This window comes from Lysinibacillus sp. NPDC093197, assembly GCF_044754025.1.
Taxonomy (GTDB): Bacteria; Bacillota; Bacilli; order Bacillales_A; family Planococcaceae; genus Lysinibacillus.
In genome coordinates this window covers 321,725-347,944 of the sequence record NZ_JBIVOH010000005.1, presented here as the reverse complement: position 1 = coordinate 347,944, position 26,220 = coordinate 321,725, and the positions used below count along the sequence as shown (strand labels likewise).

General features: G+C 37.5%; 25 protein-coding genes and 1 pseudogene. 19 read left to right on the top strand and 7 right to left on the bottom strand.

All coding sequences use genetic code 11. The features are described from left to right. The 4 genes and pseudogenes from ACIP9G_RS15690 to ACIP9G_RS15675 all read left to right on the top strand — a co-directional run. A pseudogene (locus ACIP9G_RS15690) lies at positions 1-414 on the top strand (dihydrolipoyl dehydrogenase); the annotation flags it as partial. A 122-nt stretch (positions 415-536) separates the two neighbouring features. Then, positions 537-1,319, top strand: coding sequence for an SDR family NAD(P)-dependent oxidoreductase (locus tag ACIP9G_RS15685; RefSeq protein ID WP_401020551.1), 783 nt, complete (start codon positions 537-539; stop codon positions 1,317-1,319). Between the two features lie 239 nt (positions 1,320-1,558). Continuing rightward, on the top strand, positions 1,559-2,002 hold the full coding sequence (locus ACIP9G_RS15680) for a CidA/LrgA family protein (RefSeq protein ID WP_340826065.1): 444 nt from the start codon (positions 1,559-1,561) through the stop codon (positions 2,000-2,002). Further along, positions 1,995-2,672, top strand: coding sequence for an LrgB family protein (locus tag ACIP9G_RS15675; RefSeq protein ID WP_401020548.1), 678 nt, complete (start codon positions 1,995-1,997; stop codon positions 2,670-2,672). Before ACIP9G_RS15680 ends, ACIP9G_RS15675 begins: the two co-directional genes overlap by 8 nt. Before the next feature lie 65 nt (positions 2,673-2,737). Here ACIP9G_RS15675 and ACIP9G_RS15670 read toward each other — a convergent pair whose 3' ends face one another. Beyond that, complete coding sequence (locus tag ACIP9G_RS15670; RefSeq protein ID WP_401020546.1) at positions 2,738-3,334, bottom strand: class I SAM-dependent methyltransferase; 597 nt, start codon at positions 3,332-3,334, stop codon at positions 2,738-2,740. A gap of 190 nt (positions 3,335-3,524) precedes the next feature. Between ACIP9G_RS15670 and ACIP9G_RS15665 the strand changes: the two genes are divergently transcribed. Next, on the top strand, positions 3,525-4,313 hold the full coding sequence (locus tag ACIP9G_RS15665; RefSeq protein WP_401020544.1) for a helix-turn-helix domain-containing protein: 789 nt from the start codon (positions 3,525-3,527) through the stop codon (positions 4,311-4,313). Between the two features lie 321 nt (positions 4,314-4,634). On the opposite strand, the gene ACIP9G_RS15660 is transcribed toward ACIP9G_RS15665, so the two are convergent. Continuing rightward, positions 4,635-6,104, bottom strand: coding sequence for an aminotransferase class I/II-fold pyridoxal phosphate-dependent enzyme (locus tag ACIP9G_RS15660; RefSeq protein WP_340826057.1), 1,470 nt, complete (start codon positions 6,102-6,104; stop codon positions 4,635-4,637). Positions 6,105-6,250: 146 nt separating this feature from the next. On the opposite strand from ACIP9G_RS15660, the gene ACIP9G_RS15655 reads away from it, so the two are divergent. Then, positions 6,251-7,210 (top strand): NAD(P)H-dependent flavin oxidoreductase, encoded by a 960-nt coding sequence (locus ACIP9G_RS15655; protein ID WP_401020541.1) that lies wholly within the window; start codon positions 6,251-6,253, stop codon positions 7,208-7,210. A gap of 21 nt (positions 7,211-7,231) precedes the next feature. After that, positions 7,232-7,519, top strand: coding sequence for a UPF0223 family protein (locus ACIP9G_RS15650; protein WP_340826054.1), 288 nt, complete (start codon positions 7,232-7,234; stop codon positions 7,517-7,519). A gap of 529 nt (positions 7,520-8,048) precedes the next feature. On the opposite strand, the gene ACIP9G_RS15645 is transcribed toward ACIP9G_RS15650, so the two are convergent. Next, positions 8,049-8,675 (bottom strand): YktB family protein, encoded by a 627-nt coding sequence (locus tag ACIP9G_RS15645; RefSeq protein WP_340826052.1) that lies wholly within the window; start codon positions 8,673-8,675, stop codon positions 8,049-8,051. A 123-nt stretch (positions 8,676-8,798) separates the two neighbouring features. Between ACIP9G_RS15645 and ACIP9G_RS15640 the strand changes: the two genes are divergently transcribed. Both ACIP9G_RS15640 and ACIP9G_RS15635 read left to right on the top strand, forming a co-directional pair. Continuing rightward, a complete protein-coding gene (locus ACIP9G_RS15640) occupies positions 8,799-8,996 on the top strand; it encodes a hypothetical protein (protein WP_340826050.1) in 198 nt (65 codons plus the stop codon). Between the two features lie 331 nt (positions 8,997-9,327). After that, positions 9,328-10,125 carry an inositol monophosphatase family protein gene (locus ACIP9G_RS15635; RefSeq protein ID WP_340826049.1) on the top strand — a complete coding sequence of 266 codons (798 nt, stop codon included), beginning with the start codon at positions 9,328-9,330 and terminating at the stop codon, positions 10,123-10,125. A gap of 55 nt (positions 10,126-10,180) precedes the next feature. Here ACIP9G_RS15635 and ACIP9G_RS15630 read toward each other — a convergent pair whose 3' ends face one another. Next, positions 10,181-11,479 (bottom strand): hypothetical protein, encoded by a 1,299-nt coding sequence (locus ACIP9G_RS15630; protein WP_401020538.1) that lies wholly within the window; start codon positions 11,477-11,479, stop codon positions 10,181-10,183. A 148-nt stretch (positions 11,480-11,627) separates the two neighbouring features. Between ACIP9G_RS15630 and ACIP9G_RS15625 the strand changes: the two genes are divergently transcribed. After that, on the top strand, positions 11,628-13,154 hold the full coding sequence (locus ACIP9G_RS15625) for an AbgT family transporter (RefSeq protein WP_340826047.1): 1,527 nt from the start codon (positions 11,628-11,630) through the stop codon (positions 13,152-13,154). Between the two features lie 13 nt (positions 13,155-13,167). Next, positions 13,168-14,361: an amidohydrolase gene (locus ACIP9G_RS15620; RefSeq protein ID WP_401020536.1), complete on the top strand. Its 1,194-nt coding sequence runs from the start codon at positions 13,168-13,170 to the stop codon at positions 14,359-14,361. Positions 14,362-14,585: 224 nt separating this feature from the next. Here the strand turns inward: ACIP9G_RS15620 and ACIP9G_RS15615 are convergent, their stop codons facing one another. Next, positions 14,586-14,771 carry a DUF5325 family protein gene (locus ACIP9G_RS15615; protein ID WP_340826045.1) on the bottom strand — a complete coding sequence of 62 codons (186 nt, stop codon included), beginning with the start codon at positions 14,769-14,771 and terminating at the stop codon, positions 14,586-14,588. Positions 14,772-14,914: 143 nt separating this feature from the next. On the opposite strand from ACIP9G_RS15615, the gene typA reads away from it, so the two are divergent. The 5 genes from typA to ACIP9G_RS15590 all read left to right on the top strand — a co-directional run bounded on the left by typA (position 14,915) and on the right by ACIP9G_RS15590 (position 20,021). After that, entirely contained in the window at positions 14,915-16,756 is a 1,842-nt protein-coding gene (gene typA / locus ACIP9G_RS15610; protein WP_340826044.1) for a translational GTPase TypA, read from the top strand. Positions 16,757-16,789: 33 nt separating this feature from the next. Next, positions 16,790-17,188 (top strand): YlaH-like family protein, encoded by a 399-nt coding sequence (locus tag ACIP9G_RS15605; protein WP_340826042.1) that lies wholly within the window; start codon positions 16,790-16,792, stop codon positions 17,186-17,188. Positions 17,189-17,473: 285 nt separating this feature from the next. Further along, positions 17,474-18,466, top strand: a complete 993-nt coding sequence (locus ACIP9G_RS15600; protein ID WP_340826040.1) for an ABC transporter substrate-binding protein — start codon at positions 17,474-17,476, stop codon at positions 18,464-18,466. After that, positions 18,467-19,234 (top strand): ABC transporter ATP-binding protein, encoded by a 768-nt coding sequence (locus ACIP9G_RS15595; RefSeq protein ID WP_401020534.1) that lies wholly within the window; start codon positions 18,467-18,469, stop codon positions 19,232-19,234. It abuts the gene before it with no gap. Then, positions 19,227-20,021 carry an ABC transporter permease gene (locus ACIP9G_RS15590; RefSeq protein ID WP_401020531.1) on the top strand — a complete coding sequence of 265 codons (795 nt, stop codon included), beginning with the start codon at positions 19,227-19,229 and terminating at the stop codon, positions 20,019-20,021. The genes ACIP9G_RS15595 and ACIP9G_RS15590 overlap by 8 nt, the downstream gene beginning before the upstream one ends. A gap of 240 nt (positions 20,022-20,261) precedes the next feature. Here ACIP9G_RS15590 and ACIP9G_RS15585 read toward each other — a convergent pair whose 3' ends face one another. After that, positions 20,262-20,465 carry a YlaI family protein gene (locus tag ACIP9G_RS15585; protein ID WP_173477893.1) on the bottom strand — a complete coding sequence of 68 codons (204 nt, stop codon included), beginning with the start codon at positions 20,463-20,465 and terminating at the stop codon, positions 20,262-20,264. Positions 20,466-20,477: 12 nt separating this feature from the next. Next, positions 20,478-20,978 (bottom strand): peptidyl-prolyl cis-trans isomerase, encoded by a 501-nt coding sequence (locus tag ACIP9G_RS15580; protein WP_340826036.1) that lies wholly within the window; start codon positions 20,976-20,978, stop codon positions 20,478-20,480. Positions 20,979-21,160: 182 nt separating this feature from the next. Here ACIP9G_RS15580 and ACIP9G_RS15575 point away from each other — a divergent pair, with 182 nt between their 5' ends. From ACIP9G_RS15575 to pyc, 3 genes are read left to right on the top strand one after another with little or no spacing between them, the layout of a single operon-like run. Beyond that, positions 21,161-21,442 (top strand): Fpa/YlaN family protein, encoded by a 282-nt coding sequence (locus tag ACIP9G_RS15575; protein ID WP_173477891.1) that lies wholly within the window; start codon positions 21,161-21,163, stop codon positions 21,440-21,442. 60 nt (positions 21,443-21,502) lie between these two features. Beyond that, positions 21,503-22,684, top strand: a complete 1,182-nt coding sequence (locus ACIP9G_RS15570; RefSeq protein WP_401020529.1) for an FtsW/RodA/SpoVE family cell cycle protein — start codon at positions 21,503-21,505, stop codon at positions 22,682-22,684. A gap of 11 nt (positions 22,685-22,695) precedes the next feature. Beyond that, a complete protein-coding gene (gene pyc / locus ACIP9G_RS15565) occupies positions 22,696-26,130 on the top strand; it encodes a pyruvate carboxylase (RefSeq protein ID WP_401020527.1) in 3,435 nt (1,144 codons plus the stop codon). The last annotated feature ends 90 nt before the right edge of the window (positions 26,131-26,220 follow it).

Sequence of the window (26,220 nt, the reverse complement as noted above, 5' to 3'; positions counted from 1 at the left end):
GCAATCGCTGGCGAGAAATCAATCGTAGATTATTTAGCTGTTCCTGCTGTATGCTTCACTGATCCAGAAATGGCGACAGTGGGCTATAACGAAGATCAAGCTAAAGCTGAAGGTATTGAATATACTGCAGCAAAATTCCCATTCGCAGCAAATGGTCGTGCTCTTGCATTGAACCAAACAGAAGGTTTTGTGAAACTAGTTGCGCGTAAAGAAGATGGCTTATTAATCGGTGCTCAAATCGTAGGTGCAGGTGCATCTGATATGATCGCTGAAATGGGCTTAGCAATCGAAGGCGGCATGACTGCTGAAGATATCGCGTTAACAATTCATGCTCACCCAACATTAGGTGAAATTACGATGGAAGCTGCTGAAGTATTACTAGGCAACCCAATCCATATTGTAGCAAAAAAATAATTTAACACAGATACACGACTATAAAGCGTATACGCTTTATAGTCGTTTTTTTGTATAATTCTACTAATTTTGATACAGTAAAACTATTGAATGACTATTCGAAAAAATAGGGGTGGGACGAAATGGAATTAGGCTTAAAAGGAAAAGTGGCGATTATTACTGGGTCAAGTAAAGGTATAGGCTATTATACGGCGATGCAGCTAGTGAAAGAAGGCGCGAAGGTAGTTATTAGTGCACGTGGCGAAAAACAGCTACAAGTGGCCGCTGGATGCATTAAAAACGAAACGGGCGAAGATGTGTTATTTGTTCCAACGGATATCACAAAGGAGAAAGATTGTAAGAGACTAATAGAGCGTACAGTAGAGCATTTTGGGCGTATTGATATTGTTATTAATAATGCAGGTACAGCGTCAGCACATCCATTTGAAACGGTTAGCAGTGAAGTGTGGCAATCTGATATTGACTTAAAAGTATTTGGTGCTATTAATTGTTCCAAATATGCAGTACCACATATGCGAAAGGTTGGCGGTGGAGCAATTGTTAATGTAACGGCAGTTATGGCTAAAACGCCACCAGCAAGTTCACTTCCTACAACAGTTAGCCGTGCAGCTGGACTAGCTTTAACGAAAGCGATGAGCAAGGACTTAGGGAAAGATAATATCCGTGTGAATTCAGTGTGTATTGGCTTAATTCGAAGTGATCAAATTGAGAAGCTATGGAAAAAAGAAGCATCAGAGTTAACATGGGAAGACTATTCGCAAAAAGTCGGTCAAACGATACCACTTGGCCGCGTAGGAGAAACACAAGAAGCTGCCAATGTCATTACTTTTTTAGTATCAGATGCAGCGAGTTATGTGACAGGTACTGCTGTTAATATAGACGGCGGTTCAGGACACTCCTTATAGTTTAACGACAAATACCGATAAGCAAAATGCTCTAACATATTTACGTTTTTCATCCCATTAGGTAACATGTAACATAAAAATGCAGAAAAAAACTGTGTTATTAAGACGATATTGAATGAAAAGGAGCAACCGATTAAGTTTTAGGTTGACTCCTTTTTCTATTGTTTTTCTAAAATTATAATAGACAGAAAATTCCTGCAGTTGTAGAATAAGCGTAATAGGGGGTGAAAAGAGGCGAAATGTTGAACGAAAAATTTACTATGATATTAATGCGTGCTGTCCGTATTATTGTTCAAATTGGGATTCTCAATATTTTTTATTATATTGGTGTGGGCATTGTTTCGTACTTGCACATTCCGCTTCCTGGAAGTGTAATTGGATTACTGTTATTAGCACTTTTACTCAATTTTAAAATAATTAAAGTAGAATACATTCAAGATGGTGCTGGTTTTTTAATTGGCGTTTTAACATTGTTTTTTATTCCAGCAACGGTTGGTATTATTGATTATCCAGAACTAATGTCTACAACAGGTCTGTTCATTATTTTAGCTGTAATTGCAAGTACACTAATTTCTATTTATTTAACAGGAGTGCTGACCCAACTGATTGAAAAAAGAGAATTAGCGAAGAAAGAAAAAGAAGTAAATGTTGAAGACGGGAAGGGAGAATTATCTGTTGATTGAACTTATAGTTGTACTTGGTACGATAGGGCTGTTCGTTTTATTTACAAAGCTTTATCAACGGTTCCCACATCCTATAATGATTCCTTTAGTGACAACAACTATTGTCAGTGCTGTTATTTTAGTTGTCTTTCATATTCCGTATTCAACCTATATGGTAGGTGGGGAATGGCTTCAAAAAATGCTCGGTCCAGCTGTTGTTGCACTTGCATACCCACTTTATAATCAAAGAGCCATTATTATGAAATATAAGTACTCCATTCTTTCAGGAATAATGCTAGCAATGGTTACCGGATTACTTACAATTTTTATATTGTTAAAATGGATCGGTGTAAAGGATAGTTGGATGCTAACAGCCTTGCCTAAATCTTTAACAACACCTGTAGGTATGCAAGTAAGTGAAACGATTGGCGGAATTCCTCCTTTAACAGCAGTTTTTGTTATGATTGCAGGTTTTGTTGGAGCTATTATTGGACCGTTAGTTATCAAATATGGAAAAATTGATTCTGCTGTTAGTAGAGGCGTAGCGATAGGAAGCGCCTCGCATGGTGTAGGACTTGTTAAACTTAGAGAGTATGGTGAACAAGAATTATCAGTTGGCTCGCTTTCTATGGGGTTAACAGCGATTATAGGAGCGTTTCTATGTCCGCTCTTTGTTTATCTATTTATGTAATAAAAGGCCCTTTACAAGATATAATGTGCTTGTAAAGGGATGGGTCTTTTCGAAATGAAGCTTGTCTAATCTTTTTCAATTATTAATTGAATGGTATGTGCTAGACCAGTGTGTAAGCTACCTTCATTTCGTGTTTGTTCGCCTGTAAAGAAATGAATAATTTTATAGGGCTGACACCAAGTAAGTATAGAAATAGGATGATATAATAAATTTATATTCTGTGGGCCTCCTGTGGCATATGGTAGTTGATATGTGGAGTATAATTCCATCATAATGCGGCCGCCAGGTTTAACAGAATGAACTATACGTTTAAAAACGGCATGCTGCTGTTCTACAGGAAAATGACCAAAAACCATGACTGCGGCATCAAATTTTTCTATTGGTAATTCATCTTGCAGTAAATCTACAAGTTGAGTATTAACAGTAACACAATGCTTTCTTGCTAGCTGTGCCGTTTTCTCAAGACCGCTTTTAGCATAATCGAATGCAGTTACTGTATGCCCTTTAGATGCTAAAAAAACCGCATTTCTACCTTCGCCTTCAGCATAGGCTGCTACATTTACATACCCCTTTAAATAATCTACATAGTTTTCTATAAATGCATTTGGTTGTTCACCATAAACATATTCTGCCGTTTTAAAACGTTCATCCCATGTATTCATTCAATTCACTCCCTTTTTAAATATTGTAAGTAATGTCCAATACTTAATCTAATTTTTCGCTTCGTAATATAGAAATTGCGCCAAATAACACAGTTGCAACTTGAAGTTGACAAAGTGCACTCCCTGAAATATGGAATTAGTAGAATTGTTTTAATAAAATTTAATTAATAACAGAAAGGGGAGTCAAGATATGACATTTAGTGAAAAACTTTTTAAATTAAGAAAAGAGAAAGGTTTATCACAAGAGGCACTAGCTGAAAAATTAAATACTACTAGGCAAGCTATTAGTAAGTGGGAAAATGGTCAAGGTTTTCCTGAAACAGAGAAACTTTTAATGCTTGGTAATGTTTTCGAAGTGTCAATAGATTACTTGCTAAAAGATACTATTGAACATAGCCATGAAGATAGCAATGGTTATTATGTAAGTAAAGAAATGGCGGAAGGTTATGTATTATCTCAACGTAAAATTTCCAAATATTTCGCTATAGGTTTTAGTCTACTTATCATATCCACTATACCTTATTTCCTTTTTAAACAAGATCCATTAATTTATACCATTCTTATTACGATTATTGTTGTTCTTGGAATCGGAATGATTACAGCGGGCTTTATAGAGGAAGATCGGTATTCAATTCTTAAAAGAGAAGCATTAATATTTGACCAAAATTATTTAAAAGAATTGAGCATAAGATACGAAGAGGTTAAGAAAAAAAATACGGTGATTATGGTAGTGGGAGTTTGCTTAATTGTAGCAGGTGGTATTTCCTTTTTATTAGTAAAAAAAGAATTTGTAGCACCAGAAGTTTTAATACCTTATTATCCATTGTTAATTGCTTTCATTGCAGTTGGTGTTTACATGTTAATTCGTATATTATCAATTATCGATTCTTATCGAATACTGGTGAAAAATAAGGAACATATTCAACGCTTAAGTAATACAGTGCTGCATAAATTGAGAAAAAAATTAAATAACTTCTAACCATTACAGTGAACAGGTTTAGTAAACATAATTAGGATTTATGAAGAACTGGTAACTGAATACTTTAAGACATTAAAAAGCTACCTCTTCTATAGTTACAAGGGGTCAGAGTGTCGACAAAAGGTATCAAGAAATTTAACTTGATACCTTTTATCTTGTTGATTGGAGTGGGAGCGGCGTCTCCTGCTCAGTGCGCATAAACCGCGCGCTAGCAAGAGTTGCAGCTTACAGTGTGCTGAGCGGAAAGCCGTAGCACGTAACTGAAATCAACAACACTTAAGACTGTATTTAAAAGAGGTAGCTTTGAAGTTTTAAATTATTTTAAATAATCGCTCTGCGTTCTTTAATAACACGAATCGTTTTTAATGTTGTATCTTCTGGTCCTTGAACTGGTAAACCAGCTTCAATATTCATTTGAATGTAATGAATATTTTCTTGCGTAATTATTTCCCCGGGAATAAAAATTGGAATTCCAGGTGGATAAACCATTATGAATTCAGCGCAAATACAATTATCCGCATCTGCAAGAGGTACTACCTCTGTATCTGCATAAAATGCATCACGAGGTGACATTGCAAGTGCTGGGATTTCAGGTACATTGACTACTGCTTCTGTAATGGCAGCTTCTGAATCGAAAGCTTTTGACATACGACTTAATGCATTAATAAGAAGATTAATTTCTTTTTTTGTATCTGCTAATGTCACTAAACATAAAATGTTATATAAGTCTGATAATTCCACTTCGATATTCGCATTGTGACGAAGCCATTCCTCAGCTTGATGGCCTGAAATACCTAAGTCTTTTACACTAATTAATAGCTTCAATGGATCCATATCAAATGTTGCTGATGAGTGAAGTTTTTCCTTACCAGCACATTTTAAATGTGGAATTTGGTTAATGCGTTTACGTGCATCTTTTGCTAAACGAAGTGCATCACCAATTAAATCATAGCCATGAATTGCTAGCTGACGACGTGCTGTGTCAAGCGATGCAAGTAATGGGTAGGATGTTGATGTTGTTGTGAGCATCGAGAAGACTGCTTGTACACGTTTTGCGGAAACTAGTCCCTCACGTACATTTAAAATTGAAGTTTGCGTCATAGAGCCTCCAAGCTTATGTACGCTTGTTGCAGCCATATCTGCGCCAGCCTCCATTGCAGAGTAGGGTAGCTCGTCATGGAATTTGATGTGTACCCCATGCGCTTCATCGACAACGACTGGTATATTACGACGATGGACAATTTCGACAATGCGTTTTAAATCCGCTGAGAAGCCGTAATATGTTGGATTAATGACTAGAACAGCCTTAGCGTCTGGATAAGCATTTAATGCCTTTTCAACCGCTTCCGCTGAAATACCATGAGAAATGCCGTATTCGCTATCTACTTCAGGATGAATAAAAATAGGAATGGCACCAGCAAAAACAATCGCTGACATAATGGATTTATGAACATTCCGTGGTACTAGAATTTTATCACCTGGACCGACGACGGTCAGGATCATCGTCATAATGGCGCCACTAGTACCTTGTACGGAAAAGAATGTATGATCAGCACCAAAAGCTTCTGCAGCAAGTGCTTGTGCATCCTTGATTGCACCTTTTGGTGAATGTAAGTCGTCTAGTGGAGCAATGTTAATTAAATCGATTGATAAAACGTTGTCGCCGACGAATTCTCGGAAAGCAGGATCCATACCGTGCCCTTTCTTATGGCCTGGAATATGGAACTGAATTGGATGTCTGTTCCGATGTTTTAGTAATACGTCGAACAATGGAGTCTCTAATTGTGACAACGCAGGTACCACCTCACTTTTATAATATCTAAGAAAACAAATGAATTATAGCACCTAACGACATGAAAAAATAGACTTTAATTAAAAAAATAAAGGGATTTTTTCATGATTACGAGAAGTTAGTATGGTACGAAAGGAGAGATTCGATGAATTGGGAGACACGTATCACCGAACTTTTAAAAATAAAATATCCAATTATTCAAGGGGGATTAGCTTATTTAGCTTATGCAGATTTAGCAGCCGCGGTGTCGAATGCTGGCGGTCTAGGGCAAATAACTGCTATGAGCTTACGAGATCCAGACTTATTGCGTGCAGAAATCCATAAAGTAAGAACATTAACTGATAATCCATTTGGAGTGAATTTTGCTATCGGAATGCATGGCACAGGCTATGAGGATATGGTGCGAGTAGCTGTTGAAGAAAAAGTACCCGTTGTCACAATGACGGGTGGAAATCCAGCTCCGATATTTGATTTACTTGAAGGAACAAATATAAAAAAACTTGTACTTGTTGCAGCTCGTAGACAAGCTCAGAAAGCGGAAGAGCTAGGTGCAGATGCAGTAATGGTAGTGGGACAAGAAGGTGGTGGACATCTTGGTCGTGACGATGTCGGGACTATGGTGCTTGTACCACAAGTAGTGGATAGTGTGAAAATTCCTGTGATTGCGTCTGGTGGTATTGGTGACGGTCGTGGCTGGATGGCAGCACATGCACTCGGTGCAGAAGGCATTGAAATGGGGACACGCTTTATTGCTACAAAAGAATGTGTAGATGCATCACAAGCATATAAAGAGGCGTTACTCATTAGTTCAGAGGCAGATACAACTGTTATTAAGCGTTCTATTGGGGCACCAGCAAGAGCGTTACGCAGTAATTTCACAGAGAAAATTTTAGAAATAGAGCGTGAGACACCTTCTTATGAAGCATTGAAAGATTATATTAGTGGGAGTGCTAATAAGCGTTTTATTTATGATGGAGAAAAGGATGCAGGCATTGGTTGGGCAGGACAAGTTACAGGAATGATTCAAGATATTCCAACAGTGGACGAGCTCATTACACGAATGGTTGCAGAAGCGGAAAGTATCCGGGTAAAATGGGGACAGTAATGTAAAGGTGGTAAAGTCCAAATGGAATATTCTTATCCGTTTTCAATTGATTGGTCGACTGAAGAGATTGTTGATGTTGTTAAATTTTTTGAAGGCATCGAGCTTGCTTATGAAAAGGGCATTAAACGTGAAGTGATGATGGCAAAATATCGTCGCTTTAAAGAAATTGTTCCTTCACAAGCTGAGGAAAAAACAATTTTTCGAGAATTTGAAGAAGCAAGTGGCTATGTAAGCTATCCAGTTGTGAAACAAGCAAAAGAGGCAGCTGATGGAACGTTAATTAAAGTAGTTCCAAAGCAACGACGTTAAAATCGTCGCGGCCAAAAGTGAAAATGGTGTGCTAGGATATTTCCTAGCATGCCTTTTTAGTTAAGAAAAAACCCGCAAAGCTTTCTGTAGGAACCGTTATTAACGATAATCAACTAACTATGCAAAAACTCTGCTTAGCCTGTGCCTACGAAAAGCGAAGCGGATTTCTTATAGCATTATTATTTAAAATTTTATTAAATCACTATGTGAAATATTGTGTTAATTAATGAAAATTTGCATAAACTACAGCAATATCGATTTCTGTAACAAAATGTTCACGGACGATCGTCCAACACCTCGTCCACACGCTCAATGCGATAGAACTAATGTCAAATGATATAAAAATTATCATACCCTCAATATGCATCGTCAATACATCTTAAGCTGTGCTGAGCATTTCCTCAAAAGACCTACATTAAGACCTCGTCCATATGTGTAAAACCTTATAAAATTCGGGTTTCACAATCTTTCGATTATACTTGTTCAAGTAAGATTTTTATTCCACATTTTTATGATGAGACTCGACAAATTATTTTCCTTGAATAATTTTATAAATAGGAAGTAATGTTTGGAATGTTTCTTCTGTCAGTTGTTGGAATTGTTTAACAGACATTTTTATCGCTTCTTCTTTTGGAATATGACGTCCAACTAAAAATTCCCCTTTTTTAACATCACGTAGACGTATAAGCAATTCTTCTAGTTGTTCTTCTTTAGCGTCTTGTAAGGAAATCGCAGCAGGCGACATATGATCCCCAGAAACAATAAATTCATCCGGAAGCTGTTGTAACAAGGTTTTGTTGGCTAGCAAACGCTCTGCCATTAAATTTTTTTGCGGTGCTTCATAAATAATAGCCAAGACGATGAATAAATGTGTGCTCCAAAGACCAATCTGAAAGTGAGGCAACGCTTTATAACCTCTTTTATAAGGAGCGAATGCAACCCAACTGTCATTTGGTGGATTAACCGTTCTGCGGGCGTGTTTTGCTACATGGGGATAAAATTCTTCCCCTAGGTGGCTGGAAAAGAAGGCGGAGAAGTTTTCTCCTAGTTTATTGAATTTTGGTCGTACACAGGATTCTAAAGCATCCATTCGTTGTTCTAAACCGTTTATTTGAAAAACATTAAAGTCTTTATTAGTCCATTTTAAGGTAGACATTTTTAGTAACTCCTTTCGATTATAAGGTTTATTTTATTAAAAAAATGGGAAAAAATCTTATAACAAGAACTTTATCGAATAGTATAAGGTTTTGTAAAAAAATAAAAAAGGGAAGTGACTTTTATGAAACAAGTCGTAAAAATTATACGTAAAGTTGACATTGAAAAGCAATATGAACGCATTCTACAATTAGAAATTGATTATGAATTAGCCTCACTATTTTCAGCGATGAATGAGAAAGATGAGGGTGAAATAGCGAAAAGTAAAAAGCGACTAGTCGAAATACAGATGGAGCTGGAAAGTTTGCACGCCTATGCGTAAAAAAAAATTAACCCCCATATAAAATCACTTGCTGAATATTCTGACAGCAGGTGATTTTTGTTGTTATAAAGGTTAAAATAGACAATATATCATAATAGAATTTATTGTTTTCATTTTTTAGTGCGTGACATTGCACATTAAATGGTCTGAAAGGTGTAATATAATACATAACTCACGCTTTCTGTTAATGGGTATACTATTTTGATGACTAGAAACGGGTTAATGTATGTATTGTGTAGCGTACAGTAGCTATGTCGCTCGAATGGTAAGGACTAGCAAAATGCGTTGTGCAAGAGCGTGAATGTTTTCTATATTCGAGGGGTGGGTTTTTATGGATTTAAAGCAAATCGATCAATACGCGAAAAGTATCATTGTTGAAGCAGCTAAACGTATTCGTAATGCATTTTCATATAATTTAGTGATCGAGACAAAATCGAATGCGAATGACCTTGTTACAAATATAGACCGAGAAACAGAATTATTTTTTATTGAAAAAATTAAATCTTTTGACCCTACCCATAAAATTTTAGGCGAAGAGGGAATGGGAGAAAAAGTCGAATCGTTAGATGGTGTTGTATGGATTATTGATCCGATTGATGGAACAATGAATTTTGTAAAGCAACATCGTCACTTTATGATTTCTATTGGCATATTTATTGATGGTGTAGGGAAACTTGGTTACATATATGACGTAATGCGTGAAGACTTGTTCAATGCAGTTGCTGGAGAAGGTGCTTGGTATAATGCATCACCGCTGCGCAAATTACAGCCTGTGAAAATTGAAGAATCTGTTATTGGCATTAATGCACATTGGGTAGCACCAAATCGACATATACATCATGAAAAAGTAATAGAATTAGTTCGAAAAGTGCGAGGTACGCGTTCTTATGGCTCCGCTGCAATGGAAATTGCCTTTGTTGTCAGTGGGAAACTAGATGCCTATGTGTCGATGCGACTATCTCCTTGGGACATCGCTGGAGGAATAATCATTGCACAAGAAGTTGGAGCTATCACAACAAATTTACATGGGGAAGGCTTTGACTTCCTGCATCAGGATACATTTATTATTGCTAACCCTGCCATTCATCAAGAATTATTAGGAAAATATATTGTGCCTTATGATGTATAGCTTTTACATAAAAAACTGTTTAGGAATATTTTCCTAAACAGTTTTTTTGCTGACGCTAATATAAATTGAGTTGATAGTATTTTTTTGGACGTCCCCTTGTAGTTGAAGTAAGACTTGGTAATTCGACCGCTAAATTCTTTTCATGGAGTTGTTTTAAAATGCGGTTTGCAGAGCGCACAGTGATGCCTAAATGTGTGCTTAACAGTTCCCCGTTGACGATAGTTGTTGCTAATTTTTCCATAACAGCCTCGATTTTTTGCAATTGCAATAAAGGGATATCATGGGCAGCGCTTAATTTTTTTAAGCACTGCTGTTTTTCATTATCAAACTGCAATAAAGCTCCGTATAGTAACGGACCAATTTCTTTTGCATTTTCAATAATATAGCCCTGTGTTTCCTTTGAAGAACAGAGTGTTGCAGCCTTTTTTGCGAAATTCTGACTTTCGGTTAGAGAGTTACCAATGCCCCAACCTATTTTTACAGGAAATAGTAATTTTTCATCTAAAAAATCTACGAGTTGACAATGTGTATAATCATTGGTTGTCATTAAAAATTGCTTATAGGTTGTGATGATGGCGATATAGGAAGCTTCCCGATGCACTATAAAAGTGCTGTCATACAGTTGCTTAAAATCTAAAATGGCTTTGTATAAAGCAATTTGCCGATACTCCAATTCATCTATATTGGATTTATCTATCGGAATTAAAATATGTACAACGACTACTTTATTTTGCTCAAGTTGGCGAAGGTGTAGCTGATTTACCAACTGATCCAATGTTAATTGCATGGCATGGAGTGATGGATGAAAAGCGATAAACGGTATATTTTGGTGTGCCAATCGCTCCCGCATCTCAGCAATACGAGTAAAACTTAAATCTACTTTATTGTCGCGATGTAACTGAATATGCCAGTTCCCAACTTTATCTATAATATCGTTGCTTGCGTACTCATTCATAGTTTGACTAAAAAGATAAGGCTGTCTTCCCATTGACCATTCATGAATGCCGAGATAGTCGTTTTCCTCATAACAAAAATCAATGGCAATTCGATTCATAGCAATTTTATTCTCATAAAATAACTCTGTTAAAGCACGGTAAAAATCACGTTCTGAAATATCAAAATAGAGCATAGGTATACCCATGTTTGGAAAATTTGTTTGTGTAAAAAAGTATGGAATTTGCCCGCTAAAAAGTGCACCGTCTCCAGCTGTTAAATGTTGCTCTATCAGTGTATATAAATGTTCATAATCTGTGTAGGAATGGTAATGGAATTCGCAAAAAGATGGTTTGATTTTTTCAAGTTGCTGTACCCATGAGAGGGATAATTTAGCAGTGAAAACATTAATTTTATACATAGTATTATCTCCTTAATTTTAAATTAAATATTGAAAATATTCTAAAAATATGGTTTCTTTGTATTAAGGACACATGCTATCAATGTCTTAAAATAGTGTTAGATTGAATAGCATAAGTCGAATTTTAAAAATAGAAGGAGAGGGATTTATGCAAAAAAAATCAGACACTCTAAAGAAATCTTGGATTGATAAACTGCTAGATAACATTGAAAGGGCAGGTAATAAATTGCCTGATCCAATTACGCTATTTATTATTTTAGCAGGTATTGTGCTTGTTTTATCATGGATATTATCCATTTTTGGTATTTCAGCGGTTCAACCTGGCACTGAAAATGTCATACAAGTAAAAAATCTGTTGAGTCAAGAAGGTCTTATATTAATTTTAACGCAAATGGTATCGACATTTACAGGTTTTGCTCCTTTGGGATTAGTAATCGTAACAATGATTGGTATTGGTTTAGCAGAGCAAACAGGACTTATTTCAGCTGTTATGAAAAAGCTTGTAATGTCAGCTCCTACAAAATTAATTGTGCCATTTATTATTTTCACAGGTTTAGTTGGTAATCTAGCTGCTGATGCAGCATTCATCATTTTACCGCCAATTGCAGCAATGATTTTTATGAGCATTGGCCGAAATCCACTTGCAGGTTTAATTATTACATATGCAGCAGTAGCTGGGGGCTTTAGTGCCAATATTTTAATTAGTTCACTAGATGTATTATTACTAGGAATTACTGAATCCGCAGCGCATATTGCAGACCCAGAATATACTGGACGAGCAACAATGAACTATTACTTTTTAATTGCTTCGACGTTTTTATTAATCGTCATTGGTACATGGGTTGCGAAAAAGTTTACAGAGCCTCGCTTTGGCATATTTGAAGGCAAGGTTGAAAAGTTAGAGCCACTAACAGCTTTAGAGAAACGTGGTTTATTATGGGCAGGTATTGTTACAGTCATTTATATTGTAGTAATTGCATTTACGGTCATTCCGTCGAACGGTCTTTTACGCGATCCTGAAACAGGTGGCTTTTTAAATTCACCGTTCATGTCAGGTATTGTACCGATTATGTTATTTTTCTTCCTTTTACCTGGTCTTGCCTATGGTATTGCGGCAAAAGAAGTGAAAAATGACAAGGAAGTTGCTGAGAAAATCTTTAAATCAATTTCTGATATGGCTCCATTTATTGTCTTAGCATTTGCTGCTTCACAAATGATTGCCTTTTTCAACTGGAGTAATATCGGTGCCATATTAGCTATTAAAGGTGCAGAACTTTTACAAGCATTAAATTTTACAGGTTTACCGATGATGATAGGATTTGTATTAATTTGTGCGTTCGTTAACTTATTAATCGCCAGTGCATCTGCAAAATGGGCATTACTTGCACCAATTTTCGTACCAATGTTCCTATACTTAGGCTATTCCCCGGCTGTAACGCAGATGGCATATCGTGTAGGGGACTCAATTACAAACCCAATTACACCGATGCTACCGTATTTCGCCATTTTGCTCTCATTTGCCAAACGCTACGATAAAAATATCGGAATTGGTACACTCATTTCAGCGTTACTACCGTTTTCTGTGTTCTTTGCAATCGGATGGATTCTACTGTTTGCCATTTGGTTCTTACTTGGTTTACCACTTGGACCTGGAGATTATATATACTTAAAATAAGGAGTGTTAATCTATGACAGTTTTACAGCAAGAGCAACTAATTGATTTATTAAAACAATATGAAGAGGAAATGATACAGCTTCGTCGTCATTTCCATGAAAATCCTGAACTTTCGTTTGAAGAAGTTGAAACACCGAAAACTATTGCGTCATTTCATCGCGCATTAGGACATGACGTACGCGAAGGTGTTGGTGGCAATGGTGTTGTGGCGAAATTAGTAGGCGGTAAGCCAGGAAAAACAGTAGCATTACGTGCAGACTTCGACGCTTTAGCTATTACAGAAGAAACAGCTTTGCCTTTCCAATCAAAAATTAAAGGGCGTATGCATGCTTGTGGACATGATGGACATACAGCTTCATTGTTAATTTTAGCGAAGGCATTTAATCAAATGAAAGACAACTTAGCTGGAACAATTGTGTTTATTCACCAACATGCAGAGGAACTTGCACCAGGTGGAGCGAAATCAATGATTGCGGATGGTTGTTTAGAAGGTGTGGATGTTATTTTTGGTACACATTTATGGGCACCAACAGAACTTGGAAGGGTGCAGACAGCAATCGGACCATTTATGGCTGCGGCTGATGGTATCTACATTAAGATTAAAGGAAAGGGCGGTCATGGCTCAAACCCGAGCGATACGAAGGATTCAATCTTGCTTGCAGCGCAATTTATTACAAATTTACAACAGCTTGTGTCTCGTCGTATAAATCCATTGCGTCCGGCGGTAGTATCGGTAGGTCATATTGAGGCATTAAATCCTTTTAATGTAATTGCAGACCAAGTCTACATGAAAGGAACTGTACGTACTTTCCATGAGGAGGAGCGCGATTTACTAGAACGTGAAATTGAGGAGCTATTAAAGGCAACATGTTATTTAACAAAGGCGGACTATGAATATGAGTATCGTCGTGGTTACCCACCAGTTGTTAATCATGCTATAGAAACAGAACATGTAATGGCATCTGCAAGAAAAGTAACAGATGTGACGGCGGTTGAATTCGTAGACCCAACTATGGGTGGTGAGGATTTTGCATACTATTTAGAGGAAATTCCAGGGGCATTTTTCTTTACGGGAGCAAAAAATCCAGAATGGGAGGAAGTATATCCCCACCATCATCCAAAATTCGATATTGATGAACGCTCATTGCGCATTGCAGCAAATGTTTTAGGCCAAGCAACTTTAGATTACCTAGCAAAAGACCATTAAAGAAAAGTGTTACTTGTTTGATTGAATGCTGAGGAGATAGTTGCAAAGCGTTAAATAATATTTTTGAGCAATAGGAATTATAAACAAACACGAGTCATTGTCTACAATGGACAATGACTCGTGTTTTCTACAGTATGGAAGGAGTTGCCTAATAATGTACAGCTCCAACTGTGATAATGTGTCATTTTGGACACATAAATGTTGTTAGTAAGCGAATACTAACATTAAAGTAAGCCTTGTTCTCGCAGTTTACGCTTCATTTTAAATGCTGTCATGAAAATGACACAAGTAGCGACAATGCCTGCTATTACACCAAATGTATTACTTGCTGCTACTGAATACCCGATAGAACACATTGCTAGTACAGCTGCTAGTGCATAAATGGCCATTACGATTTTTCCACGATTCATAATCGAGCGCCCCCTAATTTATAATAAATTTGTGATTGAAAATATTTTTTTAGAATGATAGAAATTCTAATAAGGACATTTACATCCTTCTTGTGCTATAATATCACAGTTAAACATTCGAAAAAAGAATATGGAGTGGAATAATGACAAACTTACGTCAAGATCTTCGCAATATCGCAATTATCGCCCACGTTGACCATGGTAAAACTACTTTAGTCGACCAATTATTAAAACAATCAGGTACATTCCGTTCAAACGAACGTGTTGAAGAACGTGCAATGGACTCTAATGATATTGAACGTGAACGCGGTATTACGATTTTAGCTAAAAATACAGCAGTAAACTATGAAGGAACTCGTATCAACATCCTTGATACGCCTGGACACGCTGACTTCGGTGGTGAGGTAGAACGTATTTTAAAAATGGTAGACGGCGTTTTACTAGTTGTCGATGCGTATGAGGGTTGTATGCCACAAACACGTTTCGTACTTAAAAAAGCATTAGAACAACGTTTAACACCAATCGTTGTAGTTAACAAAGTAGACAAAGATTCTGCTCGTCCACTAGAAGTAGTAGATGAAGTGCTTGAATTATTCATCGAGCTAGGTGCAGATGACGATCAATTAGACTTCCCAGTTGTTTATGCTTCAGGTGTAAATGGTACAGCTTCGTTAGACGCTGATCCATCTAAACAAGAAGAAAATATGAAATGTCTATTTGAAAAAATCATTGAGGCTATTCCAGCACCAGTTGATAACTCAGAAGACCCATTACAATTCCAAGTAGCTTTACTTGACTATAATGACTTCGTTGGACGTATCGGTATTGGCCGTGTATTCCGCGGGACAATTTCTGTAGGTCAACAAGTTGCACTGATGAAATTAGACGGTACAGTGAAAAACTTCCGTGTAACAAAAATCTTTGGTTTCTTCGGTTTAAAACGTGAAGAAGTAGAGACAGCAAAAGCTGGTGACTTAATCGCCGTTTCAGGTATGGAAGATATCAACGTAGGTGAAACAGTATGTCCTGTTGAACACCAAGAAGCGCTTACGCCTTTACGTATCGATGAGCCAACTTTACAAATGACTTTCTTAGTAAACAATTCTCCATTTGCAGGTCGTGAAGGGAAATGGGTTACTTCTCGTAAAGTAGAAGAGCGTTTACGTGCTCAATTACAAACGGACGTTTCTTTACGCGTTGAAGATACGGATTCTCCAGATGCTTGGACAGTTTCAGGTCGTGGTGAGCTTCACTTATCTATCCTGATTGAAAACATGCGTCGTGAAGGTTTCGAATTACAAGTATCAAAACCTCAAGTAATCGTGCGTGAAATCGATGGTGTGAAATGTGAACCATTCGAACGCGTTCAAATCGATGTACCTGAAGAAAATGTTGGTTCTATTATTGAATCTATTGGTACACGTAAAGGTGAAATGCTTGACATGGTTAACAACGGCAGTGGTCAAGTTCGTTTAACGTTCTTAGTACCAGCTCGTGGATTAATCGGTTATACAACTGAATTTATGTCGATGACAAAAGGTTTCGGTATTATCAACCATACGTTTGATTGCTACCAACCATTATTACCAGGAAAAATTGGTGGTCGTCACCAAGGCGTACTCGTTTCAATGGAAACTGGTAAATCAACAACTTATGGTATGATGCAAATTGAAGACCGTGGTACACTGTTCTTAGAGCCAGGTACAGATATTTACGAAGGTATGATTGTTGGAGAAAATACTCGTGACGCTGATATCACTGTAAATATTACAAAAATGAAACAAAAAACAAACATCCGTTCAGCAAATAAAGACCAAACGAATGTTATTAAAAAACCACGTATTTTATCTCTAGAAGAAGCTCTTGAATACTTAGGTGATGATGAGTACTTAGAAATCACACCAGAATCTATTCGCCTTCGTAAAAAAATTCTAGATAAAAACGAACGTGAGAAAGCAGCGAAAAAATTAAAAAACGCTGAATAATAATTTTCCGCTGAAATGAAAGGAAGAGGAGTCTTGGATATAAAGTCCGCTTTATTGGGTGAACTAAATGTTATTCAAGTTGCTACACCTGTAAATGCGGAGGAAACAACAAAGGTTTATGAAAGAATGGCTGGTATAACAAGATTTTTATATGAAAATTTACCGAGCTATGAAGTTGCAGGCTATGTTGTATTCCTTCTAGTGTTTGCACTTTCTGCAATAGTCTATAAATTAGGCTTTGCAAAAAAGTTAAAGCTATCTCAAAATATTGTCATTTATGTGTTCCTATTTTTGGGATGTATTATGTTGACATTTTTCGCGTTATTCCTACCTATGATTGAAGGCCTCATCGTAGCGGCGTTAATTTTAATTGTATACAAAACACGTATGTGGCGAGAAAAAAGAGAAGAGCAACAAGCTGCCAATCAATGAGAGTAGCTTGGCTCCTTTACCGTAAACAGTCTTAGCATTTATTTGCTAAGGCTGTTTTCTTTTTCTATCGTTAATAAAATAGTTCGATTGTTGTTTGCTAGTTTCAAATAAAGGGCAGAAAACAATTTGGACAAATATGTATGTTTGAATAGATTCTTCATTATAGCGCATTTAAAAAGGGTTTATTTTCCATTATATTTTTATTAAATATGGTAGGCACCGAAATCTTTGTATGTGAATAAGTTAGTCTCGATAGGCTATTTATCAATTCAAGGAGGAAATGGAATGCGTTGGCTTAAAAAAGGTTTGTTATTTAGTGGTATTGCTTTGTTGCTCCTTTCGTTGGCAGCGTGTAATAAAGCTGAGCTAGAAAAAGTAAAAGTCGGAGAAGTGACGCGCTCGATTTTCTATGCGCCGCAATATGTAGCGCTTGAAAAAGGGTACTTTGAAGAAGAAGGCCTTTCCGTAGAGCTACAAACTATTGCTGGTGGCGATAAAACGATGACAGCGTTACTATCTGATGGTATTGATATTGCTTTGGTTGGATCTGAGACATCTATTTATGTCACTGCTCAAGGTGCCAATGATCCGATTCAAAATTTTGCGCAATTAACACAGACAGATGGCACATTTTTAGTAGCACGTGAAAAGATGGAGAATTTTTCATGGGATGATTTAAAAGGATCTACATTTTTAGGGCAACGCAAAGGTGGAATGCCACAAATGGCTGGCGAATTTGTTCTAAAAAAGCATAGTATTGATCCTACGAAAGATTTGACACTTATTCAAAATATTGATTTTGCGAATATTGCTACAGCCTTTGCTTCTGGGACTGGGGATTATGTACAGCTGTTTGAACCGACAGCAAGTGTATTTGAAAAAGAAGGTAAGGGCTATATTGTTGCATCATTTGGTACAGAATCAGGTCATTTACCATATACATCCTTCATGGCAAAAAGTAGTTATTTAAAGGATGATGCTAAAACAGTGCAAGGTTTTACAAATGCGCTGAAAAAAGCACAAGATTTTGTACAGGAAAAAAGTTCAGCAGAAGTGGCAAAAATAATTCAACCATACTTTGAAAATGTAGACGTTTCTTTAATTGAAACAGTAGTAGAGCGCTATAAATCACAAGGCTCCTACGCGACAGATCCGATTTTGGATGAAGAAGAGTGGGATAATTTACAAACAATAATGGAGGAAGCAGGTGAACTTCCTCAACGAGTAAAATATGAAGACCTTGTGAATACGAAGTTTGCAAAAAAGGCTGCGGAGTAAATGGATTTTTTAAAACTAGAACATATTCACCATAGTTATTACTCCAGTACGCAGGCGAAGGAAGTTTTACGTGACATTAACCTAGATATTCGTGAAGGTGAATTTGTTTCCTTTATAGGGCCAAGTGGCTGTGGGAAAACGACTTTATTGTCTATTATTGCTGGGTTGTTTCCTGCAACAGAGGGCAAGGTATTTATTGATGGGGAAATCATCGCACCACACAATCAATCGCTTATTGGCTATATGCTTCAGCAGGATTATTTATTTCCGTGGAAAACGATTGAGGATAACGTCACAATTGGTTTAAAAATAATGCAGCGGGATAAAAAGACGCATAAAGTAACTGCAAATGCGCTCTTACAAGAAGTTGGTTTACCTCATGTCGGAAGTTATTATCCGAGAGAATTGTCAGGAGGAATGCGTCAACGCGTTGCACTAGCAAGGACATTGGCAGTTAATCCGAAAATTTTACTGCTAGATGAGCCGTTCTCAGCACTTGATTATCAATCTAAATTAAAGCTTGAGGACTTAGTTGTCGAAACATTAAAGGCCTATCAAAAAACCGCGATTCTTGTCACACATGATATTGGTGAGGCAATTGCGATGAGTGAACGAGTTTTTCTCTTCTCAGCCAATCCTGGTACGTTACACAAAGTGTTTGAAATACCTTCTGCGTTACAACAGCTATCCCCGTTCGATGTAAGGCAGCATCCAGCATATACAGAAGTATTCCAAACGATTTGGAAGGAGCTGGAGAGCCTTGGATAACACATTGTTTAAACAGTATCAACAATTGCTAAAAAAGGAAAAACGCTTTGTTCGATTATATCAAATAATTATTTTGATCGTCTTTTTTGGAGGGTGGGAGTTACTATCAAGGCTTGAATGGATTGATCGTTTAATCTTTAGCTCGCCCACAAATGTATGGCATACGTTCATTGAAAAAGTAAGTGACGGCTCGCTAACATTACATGTTGGTGTGACGTTAATGGAAACAGTTATCGGCTTTATTGCAGGTACATTATTAGGGACTTTGATTGCAACTCTTCTATGGTGGTCTCCGATGTTATCAAAAATACTTGATCCATATTTAGTTATTTTAAATGCAATGCCGAAAGTAGCGTTAGGACCGATTTTAATTGTAGCGCTTGGCCCAGGATATTTTTCGATTATAGCAATGGGTGCACTAATTTCAATCATTATTACAACAATTGTAGTTTACACCGCCTTTAAAGGTGTTGACCCAAATTATAGTAAAGTATTGCAAACTTTTGGAGCGACTCGTTGGCAAACTTTCAAAGAGGTTATTTTGCCCGCATCATTTCCAACAATTATTTCGACTTTAAAAGTGAATGTTGGATTATCGTGGGTAGGTGTTATTGTCGGTGAGTTTTTAGTTGCTTCAAAGGGACTTGGCTATTTAATCATTTATGGCTTCCAAGTATTTAACTTTAATCTTGTCCTTATGTCACTGCTCATTATCGCTTTCTTTGCGACAATCATGTATCAAGTTGTCGAATTGATCGAAAAAGTGATTATTAAAAATAATGGATAATTAAAAAACGCAAAACCTGTTTTCATAAGGTTTTGCGTTTTGTGCTGTTAATTTCCGCTCCAGGCGTGCGCTTTCAGCGGGCACAGCGTAAGCCTTGACCGTCGCTAACGCGCGGATTGTTGCGTCTTACGTAGTGTGCGTTCCCGCAGGAGTCTAAGTGGATTTTTACTTGTTATTAAAATACCGTACGGGCAAAGAATTCAGAATTGTTTGAGTGCCTGGCACTTTAAATGGCACTTATTAAAATTCTTTATCCATTTGTGGTGAGGTACGATAAAAACGGAAGTTACCCGTTTCAATTCTCGTCACCGTATTTTCTTTAATACGATCGTGGCATGTGTCGCACATATACGTATGAATTGGGCGATTACGTAGTTTTTTTGCTAACGGTAAATCATCATCTAACTGGTTAATAGTATCGCAAATGACACATTTTACGCGCATCGCATTCCCTCCCTATTCCGCACGAACGGCTAATACATTTTTGATAGGGTTGTCAACATTTGAGCCGTCTCCAAATAATATATGGACAGGGCCATCTTCTGATAAAGGTTTGCCATCCTGGCTGTATTTAAAAATTAATGTCTGTGCTTCTGCAATTGTAAATGCATGTTCTTCGCTGTCTTTGCATTCAATGACGATTTTTGTCGCCTCTGGTTTAAGTTCAGCATTTTTCAAGAAATGACTTAATTCGATACCGAATGTACCTGTTTCCATCCCTTTACGATCGAATTTTCGTTCTGATTTTAAAGTTGGTGGGAAAGTAGCACCTTCCATAATTTCGCGTGACCAGTGAGCACCGACTTCACGCATATATTTTGTATCCGCATCTTCCTCTACTTCTCTTGCTTGGAAGTACGTATTTAAGTCTAGTTTACGATCGTCAAAAATCCAAACAGTTGGATCTAATGTAAGCTGATACGAAACTGCACCCTTGATAGGAATAATTGTTTCCATAATAGAAATCCTCCTCAAATCTTGTATATCCATGAATTAGTATAACGCTAATGCAAGGAGATAATAAAGAAATATAATTTGGATTCTTTATTTTCCTACGAAGACACTTGCATTTTTATCGACTAAAAGATAAACTTTATTAAGATAGAATCGAAGAAATATCAGATAATGGGGGCGTCCTCATGGATACGAAATCACAAACTTCCTTTCAAGAGAAGGCTTTGGAGCTTTTAGTAGCTGATGCAGATAAAATTGCTCGCCTCATTCGAGTACAAATGGATCATTTAACGATGCCACAATGCCCTTTATATGAAGAAGTATTAGATACACAAATGTTCGGCCTTTCACGTGAAATTGACTTTGCTGTGAAGCTTGGACTTATTGAACGCGATAAAGGCAAAGCAATTCTCGATTCACTCGAGAAAGAACTTTCTGTACTACATGACGCGTATACAGACAAATAAAAAGAAAAAACTCAAACGCTGCTTGCGATTTGAGTTTTTTTACTAGAACGAGGTTTTCCAATGAAACAATACTTAAAACGATATGCTCAAAATTTTGATTATCCATTATTTTTTACTGTCTTGTTGTTAAGTTTATTTGGGTTAGTGATGATTTATAGTTCGAGTATGATGGTTGCAATTGTACAAAAGGAACAAGCACCTGATTATTTTTATCAAAAACAACTAATTAATTTAGCTGTCGCGTCTTTAGGTTTTTTGGTAGCAGCATTTTTCCCTTATAAGCATTATGCAAATAAGAATATTATGTTGTTACTTACGATAGTATTAATCGTTCTCTTTACATGGGTAAAAGTAGCGGGTAATGGTGCAGAGGAAGTAGGATCTCAAAGTTGGATTCATGTACCGGGATTCGGGAATTTTCAGCCTTCTGAATATGCGAAACTATTTATAATTTTATATTTTGCTGCAGCATTTTATCGAAAATCTCAAAAATATACATTTGAAAAGCTACAACCAACAGAAATCTTTTATCCAATTTTCCTATGGATTCTTGTTGTTGCTGGTGTGGCATTTGAAACAGATTTAGGTGCTGTCATTATTTTATGTGGCATTGCAGTATCCGTTGTAGCGGCAAGTGGTATTCCTTTTAAAACGTTTTGGAAGTTTTTTGGCGTATTAGGTGCATTTGGTGCAGCCATTCTTGGTATGCTTTGGCTCTTTAAGGGCGAACTATTAAAAGGGAACCGTAAAGGACGTATCGAGTCTTATTTTAATCCGTTTGATTATGAAAACGGGGTAGGTCACCAAGTTGTCAATAGTTATTATGCAATTGGCGGTGGTGGTTTAGAAGGTCGAGGGCTCGGTCAATCTATTCAAAAATTAGGGTATCTACCTGAACCACAAACCGATTTTATTATGGCAATAGTGATGGAGGAACTTGGTATATGGGGCGTGTTAATCGTCTTAGGTGGTTTAGGATTTATAGTATATAAAGGTTTTTCTATCGCATTACGAACAAAAGATCCGCTAGCACGTATGATAGCGGCAGGTATTGCTAGCTGGATAGCTTGGCAATCGTTTATTAATCTTGGGGGTGTAACCGGGTTAATCCCGTTAACCGGTGTCACGCTGCCTTTCATTAGTTATGGCGGGACATCTATAATTTTGCTATCTTTAGCTATGGGAATATTGGTCAATGTTTCCATGTTCGAAAGGGTAGAAAGAAAGAAATCACAAACATAAGGGGGATACCTATGGAATCAATCAACAAAATCCTTGTAGCCAATCGGGGAGAAATTGCAATTCGAATTTTCCGTGCGTGTACGGAGCTCAACATTAACACTGTCGCTATATATTCACGTGAAGACAGTGGGGCATTCCATCGCTTTAAAGCAGATGAGGCTTATTTAGTAGGGGCAGGCAAGAAGCCCATCGATGCGTATTTAGATATTGAGGGCATCATTGCAATCGCTAAGGATGCAGGCGTTGATGCGATTCATCCAGGGTATGGTTTTTTATCAGAAAACGTGGATTTTGCACGTCGTTGTGAGGAAGAGGGAATTTTATTCATTGGCCCAACTTCGCAGCATTTAGATATGTTTGGTGATAAGGTAAAAGCACGTGAACAAGCTATTAACGCAAATATCCCTGTCATTCCAGGTACAGATGGTCCAGTTGCTTCTGTAGAAGAAGTACAAGATTTTGGTGAACAATATGGTTATCCGCTTATGATTAAAGCCTCTTTAGGTGGCGGTGGACGTGGAATGCGTGTTGTACAAACAAAGGATGACGTTGCGTCTGCTTATGAACGTGCCAAATCAGAGGCAAAAGCAGCTTTTGGTTCGGATGAAGTATATGTAGAAAAGTGCATTCTCCAACCAAAGCATATTGAAGTTCAAATTATAGGCGATAAAATGGGCAATATTGTGCATTTATATGAGCGTGATTGCTCTATTCAACGCCGTCATCAGAAGGTTGTAGAAATTGCACCATCGAATTCGATTTCAGAAAATTTAAGAAATAAAATTTGTGATGCTGCGGTTCAGCTAATGGAAAATGTCTCGTACATAAATGCAGGGACAGTGGAATTTTTAGTTGCAGGCGATGATTTCTATTTCATCGAGGTTAACCCTCGCATTCAAGTAGAACATACTATTACGGAAATGATTACAGGTATCGATATTGTACATGCTCAAATTAAAGTAGCTGCGGGCTACGGCTTGCATAGCGAGGAAATTCATATTCCACAACAAGCGGATATTCCGATGATTGGTTATGCAATCCAATCGCGTGTTACAACAGAAGACCCAGCTAATGACTTTATGCCGGATACAGGAAAGTTAATGGTATATCGTTCAAGTGGTGGTTTTGGCGTTCGTTTAGATGCCGGTAATGGCTTCCAAGGTGCCGTTGTAACACCGTACTATGATTCGTTGCTCGTAAAAATTTCAACTTCCGGTATGACGTTTAAAGAAGCCGCTGCGAAAATGGACCGAAATTTAAAAGAATTCCGTATTCGAGGGGTAAAAACAAATATTCCGTTTTTAAATAATGTAGTAACACATAAAAATTTTATAGAAGGCACGTTTGATACAAGCTTTATCGATACAACGCCTGAATTGTTTAACTTCCCTGTGCGCCAAGACCGCGGAACAAAACTGCTAAGCTATATCGGTAATGTGACGTTAAATGGTTTCCCAGGGGTGGAAAATAAGGCGAAGCCAATTTTTGCTCAGCCTATTAAGCCACTAGTAGACTTGAATGGACAGCCACTGTCAGGTACAAAACAAATTTTAGATGAACATGGTGCAGATGGGCTGACAAAATGGATTTTAGAACAGCAAGATGTATTATTAACGGATACAACGTTCCGTGATGCACATCAATCCTTACTGGCCACACGTGTACGTTCTCAAGATATGTACCAAATTGCAGATGAAACAGCACGTATGATGCATAACTTCTTCTCGCTAGAAATGTGGGGAGGCGCAACGTTTGATGTAGCATACCGCTTTTTAAAAGAAGATCCATGGGAGCGTTTAGCGAAGCTACGAGCGCAAATACCAAATGTACTATTCCAAATGTTGCTACGCGGGGCAAACGCTGTAGGTTATACGAACTATCCAGATAATTTAATTCGTGAGTTTATCGCGGAGTCAGCTGCATCTGGCATTGATGTATTCCGAATTTTCGATAGCTTAAACTGGATTAAAGGTATGGAAGTAGCGATTGATGCGGCAAGAGATGCAGGAAAAATTGCTGAAGCTGCGATTTGCTACACAGGAGATATTTTAGATGATGGTCGTGCGAAATACTCTGTGCAGTACTACAAAGATATGGCGAAGTCTTTAGAGGCGTCAGGAGCCCATATTTTAGCGATTAAGGATATGGCTGGGCTATTGAAGCCGGAAGCTGCATATCGCTTAATTTCGGAGTTAAAAGAAGCGACAAGCCTACCTATTCATTTGCACACGCATGATACAAGTGGCAATGGTATTTATTTATATGCAAAAGCGATTGAAGCAGGGGTAGATATTTTAGATACAGCACTCGGAGCAATGGCAGGCTTAACGTCACAGCCAAGTGCAAACTCACTGTACTATGCGATGAAGGGTAGTCAACGTGAAATTCGTGCCGATATTGAATCGCTTGAAAAGCTTTCATATTACTGGGAGGATGTTCGTAAATACTATAAAGATTTCGAAAGCGGCATGATCAGTCCGCATTCTGAAATTTATGTCCATGAAATGCCGGGTGGACAGTACAGTAACTTACAGCAGCAAGCTAAGGCTGTTGGACTTGGCGATCGTTGGGATGAAGTAAAACGTATGTACTCACGTGTAAACTTACTATTTGGAGACATCGTGAAAGTAACACCATCATCGAAGGTGGTTGGTGATATGGCTTTATTCATGGTGCAAAATGATTTGAATGAAGAAACGGTTATTTCAAGAGGGCAAACAATTGATTTCCCAGATTCAGTTATCGAATTATTCCAAGGATATATAGGGCAACCACACGGCGGCTTCCCTGAGGAGCTTCAAAAAGTAGTATTGAAAGAGCGTGAGCCAATTACTGTTCGTCCAGGTGAGCTGTTACAGCCAGTTAACTTTGAACAGCTAGAGGAAGTATTGGCGGACAAATTAAATCGTCCTGTTACTAAGAAGGACATACTTGCCTATGCACTGTACCCGAAAGTATTTGAAGAGTATGCTAAAACTGTAGAATCATTTGGGAATATTTCAGTTTTAGACACACCTACGTTCTTATACGGATTAAAGCTAGGCGAAGAAATTGAAGTAGAAATTGAAAAAGGTAAAACGTTAATTATTAAACTTGTATCGATTGGTGAGCCACAGCATGATGGTACACGTGTTATGTACTTCGAGTTAAATGGTCAATCACGAGAGCTTGTCATTCAAGACATGACAGTAGAAGTGGACGGCAGTATAGCACTGAAGGCTGACCCAAGCAATCCAAATCAAATTGGGGCGACAATGCCAGGTACTGTTCTGAAGGTCGTAGTATCAAAGGGCAGTCCAGTAAAACGTGGTGACCACTTGTTAATTACCGAAGCTATGAAAATGGAAACAACTGTACAAGCACCAAAAGACGGTATAGTGAAAGAGGTCTATGCAATTGCGGGCGATGCCATTTCAACAGGCGATTTATTAATTGAAATTGAATAATTAATGATAGAAGAAGGTTATTAGTTTGCTGCTATTGCATACTAATAACCTTTTTTCTTATAAAAAAGAATAGTAGGAAGTGCTCAAGAA